The sequence below is a fragment of the Fulvivirga kasyanovii genome, assembly GCF_009711405.1.
Taxonomy (GTDB): domain Bacteria; phylum Bacteroidota; class Bacteroidia; order Cytophagales; family Cyclobacteriaceae; genus Fulvivirga; species Fulvivirga kasyanovii.
The window spans coordinates 34,527-42,991 of the sequence record NZ_SMLW01000667.1 but is presented as its reverse complement, the minus strand read 5'-3'; the positions used below and the strand labels follow the sequence as shown (position 1 = coordinate 42,991).

At 45.1% G+C, this 8,465-nt stretch carries 8 protein-coding genes; all 8 read right to left on the bottom strand.

Features of this window, described 5'->3' with window-relative positions; genetic code table 11:
• Window positions 1-95 precede the first annotated feature (95 nt).
• Window positions 96-1,034, bottom strand: a complete 939-nt coding sequence (locus E1163_RS26830) for a CapA family protein (RefSeq protein WP_155176252.1) — start codon at window positions 1,032-1,034, stop codon at window positions 96-98.
• A complete protein-coding gene (locus tag E1163_RS26825; protein ID WP_155176250.1) occupies window positions 1,034-3,535 on the bottom strand; it encodes a DUF3160 domain-containing protein in 2,502 nt (833 codons plus the stop codon). Before E1163_RS26825 ends, E1163_RS26830 begins: the two co-directional genes overlap by 1 nt.
• 39 nt (window positions 3,536-3,574) lie before the next feature.
• Entirely contained in the window at window positions 3,575-4,123 is a 549-nt protein-coding gene (locus E1163_RS26820; RefSeq protein ID WP_155176248.1) for a nuclear receptor-binding factor 2, read from the bottom strand.
• A gap of 37 nt (window positions 4,124-4,160) precedes the next feature.
• Window positions 4,161-5,189, bottom strand: a complete 1,029-nt coding sequence (locus E1163_RS26815) for a hypothetical protein (RefSeq protein WP_155176246.1) — start codon at window positions 5,187-5,189, stop codon at window positions 4,161-4,163.
• Window positions 5,190-5,268: 79 nt separating this feature from the next.
• On the bottom strand, window positions 5,269-5,592 hold the full coding sequence (locus E1163_RS26810) for a winged helix-turn-helix transcriptional regulator (protein ID WP_155176244.1): 324 nt from the start codon (window positions 5,590-5,592) through the stop codon (window positions 5,269-5,271).
• A gap of 45 nt (window positions 5,593-5,637) precedes the next feature.
• Window positions 5,638-6,351, bottom strand: a complete 714-nt coding sequence (locus E1163_RS26805; RefSeq protein ID WP_155176242.1) for a YqjF family protein — start codon at window positions 6,349-6,351, stop codon at window positions 5,638-5,640.
• Window positions 6,352-6,442: 91 nt separating this feature from the next.
• Window positions 6,443-7,489 (bottom strand): App1 family protein phosphatidate phosphatase, encoded by a 1,047-nt coding sequence (locus E1163_RS26800; protein ID WP_155176240.1) that lies wholly within the window; start codon window positions 7,487-7,489, stop codon window positions 6,443-6,445.
• Between the two features lie 466 nt (window positions 7,490-7,955).
• On the bottom strand, window positions 7,956-8,111 hold the full coding sequence (locus tag E1163_RS26795; RefSeq protein ID WP_155176238.1) for a hypothetical protein: 156 nt from the start codon (window positions 8,109-8,111) through the stop codon (window positions 7,956-7,958).
• Window positions 8,112-8,465: the final 354 nt, after the last annotated feature.

The following is an 8,465-nucleotide window of genomic DNA, read 5'->3' as shown; positions in this document are numbered from 1 at the left end:
TGTGCCATAGGAAAGCCATGCTATAGAATAGAACTCTACTTTGGCACACATGCAAGCATATGGAGATAGGAATGTGCGTTTTTTAATTCTTCTATTTAAAATGTATATCGCTTCTTAAACTCCACCTGCTCACCCTCACTCATCAATACAGGCTTACTATTATCTGCTTTGTAAGGTACTACCTGCACTTCCTGTTTGTCTTTTTCAAAAGCCAGCTTTACCAGTATTCCTTCATGGGTTTTGGGGTTGGGGTTGTCAAATATGAGGTTGCCGATGCTGTAAAACACGGGTTTTCCTTCTATATATTCAAAGCTTTGGATTACATGGGGGTGGTGGCCTATAATGGCGTCAGTGCCTGCGTGGATCAGTTTTTTGGCTTCTTCGCGCTGTATGGAGGTAGGGGTTTGGTGGTACTCGGCGCCCCAATGGAGGGTAACGACTACAAACCTATGAGGGTATTGTTTTTTGTATTCTCTGATGTTTTTTGATAGGTCGGAAATAGTAGCCTGGCACATGCCGGGGTCATCTTCCAGGTACATCCAGGCCTCCAGCCCGAGGGTGACACTGGCAAACAGGGCAACTTCTATATCGCCTTTTTGCAGCAAAACCGGTTCGCAGGCTTTGGCCTGGTTGAGCCCATAACCTACTGGTACCAGACCTGCCGTATTTAAGTTTTCGGCAGTAGCTACCAATGCATCGCGACCGTGGTCATAACTATGGTTGTTGGCCATGATGCAGTGGGTAATGCCGGCATTGCACAGGCCGGGCAGCCACTCAGGCTCAGCCCTGAATACATACTCTTTGGTTAAGGGGGTGTGCTGATCGGTTACAGGGCATTCCAGGTTGATGACGGCATAATCAGCCCCGTCAAATACCTTGCTGAGATCTTCTGTAAGATATTCCAGCCCCCGGGTATCGATCTGGGCCCTGATTCCCCGGTCAAGCATTACATCCCCGCCAAATACTACCTCCATGCGGTCCGGAGCGGAGCATGAAGCCAGTAAGATAAGCAGTAAGCCAAGCCTATGCAGCATCAGCAGCCTGAGCTATAAAGGTACTCCCTGATCTCCGGCTTTTTATCTTTGTTGAGGTCGAGTATTACTTCATCCATCCATGGTGGTAAGGGGTATCGCTTCCCTTCTTTCAGCATTTCCTGCCATTGCTCGTCTGTAAGCCGCTGGTCCAGTGGCTGAGGAAATTCATAGTAGCTGAAAGTAGCTCCTTTGGTGATGTACAGGTAGCCTTCCATTTCCACAAGTACATAAATGTCATTGGCGAAGCCTACACCTACGTGCAATATTCCTGCTTTTTCGCCTTGATTATTAGTGTAAATATCTGCAACTACCGATATCTCTTTATCCGGGCCGGATACTTCGTCCCAGGTGTACACGCCGAGTATGGACTTGGTAATATAGTCGACCGAGCTGCCGATCAGCTCAATGGTGCGGTATTCCTGTTCACTCAGCGCTTCTCCTTTTAACTGCTTTTGGCTCATGGCAAGCAGAAACTTGCATAAATCGCGCAACTCATTTTGCTTCGATTGCATGCCATGGTCCAGCAGGTCATGTTCTTTCAGTAGGTTTTCGGTCAGGTCCAGCAGTTCCAGGGCCGACTTCCAGTATTTGACGTTAGGCTCCACATAGCCAAGCACGTAAGGCTCAGGAGGAGGTGAGCAACCACCGCCACCGCCACATTCGGAGGCGAAAGGCTGCTCTGCATAGAGAACGGCATCGTGCTTGAGCTCTGCCCAGGATGCCAGCGAAGTATTCAGGTTCTTTTTGTTCCAGGCAGGCAATTGCATAAAGTATGGGTACCTGTCATCTGGTTTGAGAAGTTCTGTTAATCCCTGTATCCATTTGGCATAGACGGAGGCATCCCAGTCTTCATAATTACTGTACTTACTTTCCATTTTCTCCAGAGAGGGGAGGAACTGGTCCCATTTTTCGTCCTCATTCTGTTCTTCAAGCAAGATGTTTTTTGCTGCCTCACTGCCAAAGCTGGCCATTACGTCGAGACCCTGCGGGTAAGGTCGTGCATCCAGATCAGTCATTTCCTGGAGTATTTCATTGTCCAGCACAAACCTGGCCGGCATGAAGTTGATTTTATCAGAGCAGGTCATTTCAACTTTAGGTTTGATAACGTTCTTCTTCGCAGCCACAACCTCGAGGTCTTTGAGCGTGGATGAAAGGTTCTCAGGCTCTAATAGCTCATCTATGTTCTGGTATTTTCCGTCAATGATACGGCAGATGTCCAATATTGAAAGGTTGTCTGGCTGCCCTATGAGGAATGAGGTGGGTTCCAGTATGCGGGCATACATGTCTCGTAATGTTTTACCCGATTTGCCTTTTCCCTGGTTCAGTACATAGGCAGCTATCACCGCTCTTTTAAGGTCAGTATCATCTTTCAGACAATAAGGCGCTGTTTGTAACCACTGCATGGCCTTGAAATATTTCTTGAGATCTTCCGTCCGGGTGTAATGCCCTCTGGGTTTGAACAGGTCGTAAGGGAACATAATCTCTTTATAGCCCGGCAACAGGCTGGAGGTAGCAGAAGATGCAGCCTTGATATTGTCCAGCTCGGTAGATACTACTTCAGTGTATTTTTGAGGTACAGCAGGCTTTTTATCTTCTAAAATTGCCAGCGGAATGGCATAGAAGGCAGCATTGTACTCCAGGGCGGATTTTGACCCGGGCGATGAGCTTTGGGCCAATTGGTCAGCTTTCTGCAGAAAACCTGAGAGAAGTTCGTTAAGGGTAGGTATAAAATAATCTTCTTCCAGTCCGCGCAGCATAAATGAAAAGTGCATGTGAAACAACTGCAGATAGAGATCGGTAGTTACAAAATTCTGAGTCTGGCTGTAGTCATTTTGCTCGTACACGTGAAATAACTGCACGTTACTGTTGGGTACTATGACATAGCCACGCTCTCCCAGGGCAGCGATCATCTTATCAGGTAGCTGCCCGTACTGCCAGCGGTTAATGATGTTGTTTACATTAGGGTATTTCAGCCCGTTTTTTTCTATATAATTTTCCTGCTTCCATTGTTCTTCCAGGTTTTTGACCTTTTCCATGAAGGCAATTTCCTCAGGAGTATATTCGATAGGAGGGGCTGGTTTTATGCCACTATACTTGCAGTCGCCATACCACCGGGTATTCATCAGGTTTTCATACCAGTCCTTGGAAAGGAAGTACCCTCTCAGGTCGGCTTTCATAAACAGGTATCCGTAGCGTGCGGGGATGGTGTTTCTGATGATGCGTAGCTCATGCAGCGTTTTACCCGAAAGGTCCTGATTCAGGTCAAAGGGAGGCAGTTGCGCCCTTTGCTCTTCATAAGTAAGCGTATCAAGGTCAGGTAAAAACTCGTCTATATAGTATTCTTCGGTTTCTTCACTTTCATCACTACTCTCAGTTGATGCCTGTTCGGTACTTTCTTCCTCTGCATCCTGCTCTTTATCTTCCCCTTGCTGGGAACATGAAAAAACAAAGAAGAAACAACATATTATTATTGATTTGAGTCGAAATATATTGAGTGTCATATACTATAAGTAAGTTTGGCGCTCAATTTAAGACAATCTTTAATGAAGGTGAAATTTTTTTGCTTCTTCCAATGATATTTTACGCCTGATATATTTCTTCAAAGACAGGCCGAACCCATACCATTCATATTCGGCAATGAGATATTGCCCACCAGGCTCTTTTTCTATTGCCCTGATAAGAGTTTCTCCCTGTTCATTTTTGATGATGCCAAACTCCACCAAAGGGTGACTTAGGGATGACCCTAACCAGAGTGGTATGATGCTTTTGTTGCGCAACTGAAACAGGAAAAGACGCTTTCGTACCAGGGTGTCATACCTTGTGCGCTTGATCACTCCGACAGCCAGATCTTCGGTACCATCGTTGTTAATATCGCCATGCTGAAAGGCAAATACAGGGTAACGCAGCGGCCATGTGCTAGCCACAGAATCATTGTAGATGCTGATCAGCTCATTGTAGTCGTTGCGTTTGCGAAGTGCTACCTGAACAAGGCCATCTTCCGTCGAAATGGTATATGCCTCAGGTCGATCGTTATTGCAGGCCGAAACGAGGAGAATAAAAAATAAACTTAATAACAGGTGACCCTTCATGGGAGGCAAATATAGCTTAAGGTATCATATAATATAGCTATTCTATAGATACGATTATCCTGTCAGCAATCATTTTAGCCGTGGTAATATTTTCGAGGTGGGTATATAGCTTACCATCTTTGCCAGAGTGGTGGCCGTGCCCGGTTAGTTCTAAAAACTTATAAGTCTTTTGCCTCAGGTCGTGGGCACCGATCTCTGCAGAATAGATTAATGATGGCTGTCCTACCTGGCCTGACCCTGAATAAATCTCGTCTTCAGCAAACCTGTCTTTACTGTAGTATTCATTCCAGTCATAAGATTGGTTGACTTCAAGGAATATTATATAGTGTTGCCCAGCATGTAGGTCTCCTTTGGAAGTAATTATAAAATTGTTGGTAGGTGTTGCACCTGATACACCATCCAGATCGGGGGCAGGGCCGAGGGGTATATATAGGCCGTCCGAAGCTTTGATTCCTCGCTTGTGCGACCAATAGGGGAGTGCTTCGGGCCTTCTGACTACGGCGGGTGTCCATTTGTCATTTACTTTCTTCCCGTAATCAAAAGTACTTGAAGCTATAACCCGTGAGATGTAAAGGGTTTTGATATAGTTACCGGAGGTGTCCTCAAGCCAGATGGCAAAGAGAGGGTATTGAAATGCATCTCCCTTTTTTAGTTCAATGGTGATTCCGTGCTGCCCTGAGGCGTTCGGCAGGATTATGGTTTCATAATCAAGAGTTTGTTCTGTTTTTCCTAGCTGGCTGTTTCTGATAGCATTGCCCCAATTGTAAATGCTGTTGAAAAATGGGAGGTTGTAGAGTACACCTATGGAAATCAATATGAAGGCTGTCAGAATTGCTCCACTTTGCAGTTTCTTTAGTGTTTTCTGCCTTTTGCCGGTGATATAATTGGTGAGCGGGGTTCTGTTGTTGACCATGTGAAAAACAGCACCCAGTAAAAATATTAGTGCAAACAAAGTGTGCAGAGAGGCCGCAGGTTTACTGAATGGTACAAAATATATGAACAGGCCGGTGCCTGAAAGTGATAAAAATGAAATGATTAAAATATTGCCTAATAATCGTCTGTCCATGATTTCCCTTTTTGATAGCCAAAACTAAAGTCATCATTAAACAGAGGCAATAAGGGGCAAATTTGCCCCCATGATTATTTTACATTTTTTCCCCTACCTTACCGAGTGCGTTTACCACTCCCATCATTTCTTTGCCCAGTGGTGTGAGGGAGTATTCAACCTTTTTAGGGTACACATCAAAATCCTTTTTGGCAATAAAGCCGTCTTCCACTAGCTCGCCCAACTGCTGGGTAAGTGCCCTTTTCGACGCTTCGGGGTTATATTCTTCAAGGTCTTTTAGCCGGCAGGTGCCACGGTTAAGCTCGCACAATATGGCTAATTTCCACTTACCGGATATGGCATTTACCGCCCGCTCCATAGGGCAGTCATTCTTTTGCGGTGTTTTTCGGTTATAGGAGCCCATTATTAGGAGGTTTGAAGTTTTGGATCAATAGCCAGCACTAAAATATTAAAATTCAACCTTTCTCTTCTTCTCAACACTTATTCCGGAGCCTTCTGCAAGCATCACCGATTTTGGTGTTGCCCGGGAAAGCTCTTCAAACTCGTCACCATATATCGTCCTGAAGTCCACGTTGATCTCATATTCGTTGACCTTGTAAGCATTCCACCTTGGATGACGTACTTCGTATTCCATGGTGCTATGGTCGTTCACTTTGGTGTAGCCCCAATAATGCTCTGTAATAAATTCTGTTTCCGAACCTGCTGTAATTTCATGGGGCAGCAGGTCAGCTTTGATCATCAAAGAATTGACTTTATCCTGATATTCCCATGCATACCATACCGATCGGTATTTTTTCAGTTCCTGCCACTCATGCGACATGCGCATGGTTTGGTAGTGCTCTTTATAAATGGTATTAGCTACGAACGTAATGGCATGCTTTGGCACTATTTCTTTGATGAAGACCACTCCTCGTCTCCATTCACCTTTGTGCTTGTGGCGAACATAAAACCGGAGGTTGACCTCTTCAAAGTTTCGGTGAAATGGGATAGGGAGGCCGAGCAGGCGCGTATTGACGAACATGAACCCTACCAGACTTACGTAGCAGGTATCATTCCATAAGTCAATTTCCGTGCCTCGGGGAACGTATTTTTTAAGTATAGCGGGATCCGTTTCGTAGTTGGCAAGTGCCAGCTTTCTCCATTCTGCTTTCAGGAAACTCATAATCGATATTGATGATTAAAGAGGTGGTATATTAGCTTGCGGAGCTAAATTACTAAAATGAATGATAAATGTCTCGCCTGTAAAGCGCTGCCTAAACCCAGCTTTGCGCCGTGGCATGATCAAGCGCATCCTTAGAGTCGCTCATGATGAGGAAGGGAATGTCTGTGGAGTCGGCCATTTCCTTCAGAGCCTGCCTCCGCTTATCAGTATGCACATGCCTGATGTATATGGCTTTGATGCGGCCAGGGTACTTTTTGTACAGGTCCAGATATATTTCCGGGTCTTTTTGTCCACTGTCTCCAATGCAGATAAATGACAGCTTACTGAAAACTTCAAAGAGGTGCTCAATATGCTCCTTTTTGTACTCGTTCGTGTCCTGTTTAAACCATTTTGTGGGGTCAAGCCCGATATTGCGAAGAAAGAACGGCCCCTGTGGTATAGATTGATGCTCGCAGAAGCTTACCAGCATATCATACAGGTTATAAGAGCTGCCGGAAACGAAGAATAATGGGTTTTTGCCTTCGGCTGTCAAATTGCGGTAGAGGTGGTCTACACCGTCAAAGGCCACTCTGCTTTTGGCATCTTTCGTGAGCATGATGCGCAGTTTTTTTATGGCATGCATGGCATCGGACTTGATGATCGTATCATCTACATCAGAAATGATCCCAAAGCAATTTTGCTCATTGCAAACCTGTATGGCTCCTTCGGTGGTTTCTTCATATTCCAGGTCATAAGGCATATCAGTGATCCGCAGTTTCACCTTGTGCCATCCATCTTTCAGTTGCTGTCCTTCCAGATCAAAAACCAGCATGAAGTAACCCTCTTCGTTGCTTGTGGTCCTGGCTGTGTGTCCATAAAGCTCTCCTTCAATTTCCACGCCGGGTACTTCATCACTTTCGTACCGCTTCCATACTTTGTGAATATTGTGCCAGAGAGAACCCTCCACGTCATTATCCTCGTGGATCATCCGCTCTTTTTCGAGTATCCGGCCATTGATGTAGGCTTTGGTACTATTGGCATAGCCATGATATGGAAATATAATGACCGGATCAAACAGGTTAAGCGCTTCTTTGATGCGGATCTTTGCCTTATCGACTGCCTTGTCGGCTTTATGGGCCATATGTCTGAGTGACTGCATATAAAATTAACAGCGCAGTGGATGACATGTTTTGCAGTTGATGGTGGAATGGCTTCTGTTTTCATTCACACCTGGGGGCTGTCCATCGATAGCCACCTTGTAAACCCGTAAATTTTTTTGAAAATGAAAGAGATGTGTAGAGGATGATCTGTCGGGGGACAGACCACGGAGGAGAGGAGAAAGGCCATAGAGATGCGTCGATACTGAACAGTACAACTGCAGCCCTAAGGGGGCGCTATCTATCAGCAAAAGGTGTAGCCTTTTGTAACTAGCCAAATAAGAAGCAAGCCCCGAAGGGGCGGAATTTCTTCACTTTTGCAATGTGTCTACGGCATTCGGAGGCACACTCTTTAATTATGGCAGGAGACCATTGCCGGGAGAGTCGATGTTTAGAAAGGTGGCAACCTCTGCTTTAAGGCTATTACCCTCAGCGGGCGTTACCGAACAGTAAAGCTTTACCAAACTTTCAAAGTTTAGTAAAGCTGCAATTTAGCTCTGTCAGGCTGCCGTTCGTGCTTCCTGTAAACCCGGTGATCACCACACCCGGTGGCTGTCCTGCGACAGTTGCCTTGTAAGCAAATCCATCGCTATGGATATGACTAACTGTTTGAGTAAAAGGCATTTTATAGGTGGTCTGTCAGGGGGAAAATACTGAGGGTACTCAAAGGCCTGTTTATTTTGTCCCTACAGGACATCTGGTCTATCTAAAGGGTTATTCTACAAATATTTTATCCCTACGGGATCATTGCTTTCGGAAGCATTCATAATTGTTTTAATGACAGCATATCGTCCTGTAGGGACATAATATTTATAGAAAACGAAAAGCAAATCAGTGCCATAGGAAAGCCATACCATAGCATATAACCTATTTGGCACACATGCAGGTATTGAGGGGAAGAATATGTGGTTTAATTAACGCATTCTTTGATAGTGCTTTATGCTATACCTACATTTAAACAAACTGAAGTGGTAACAT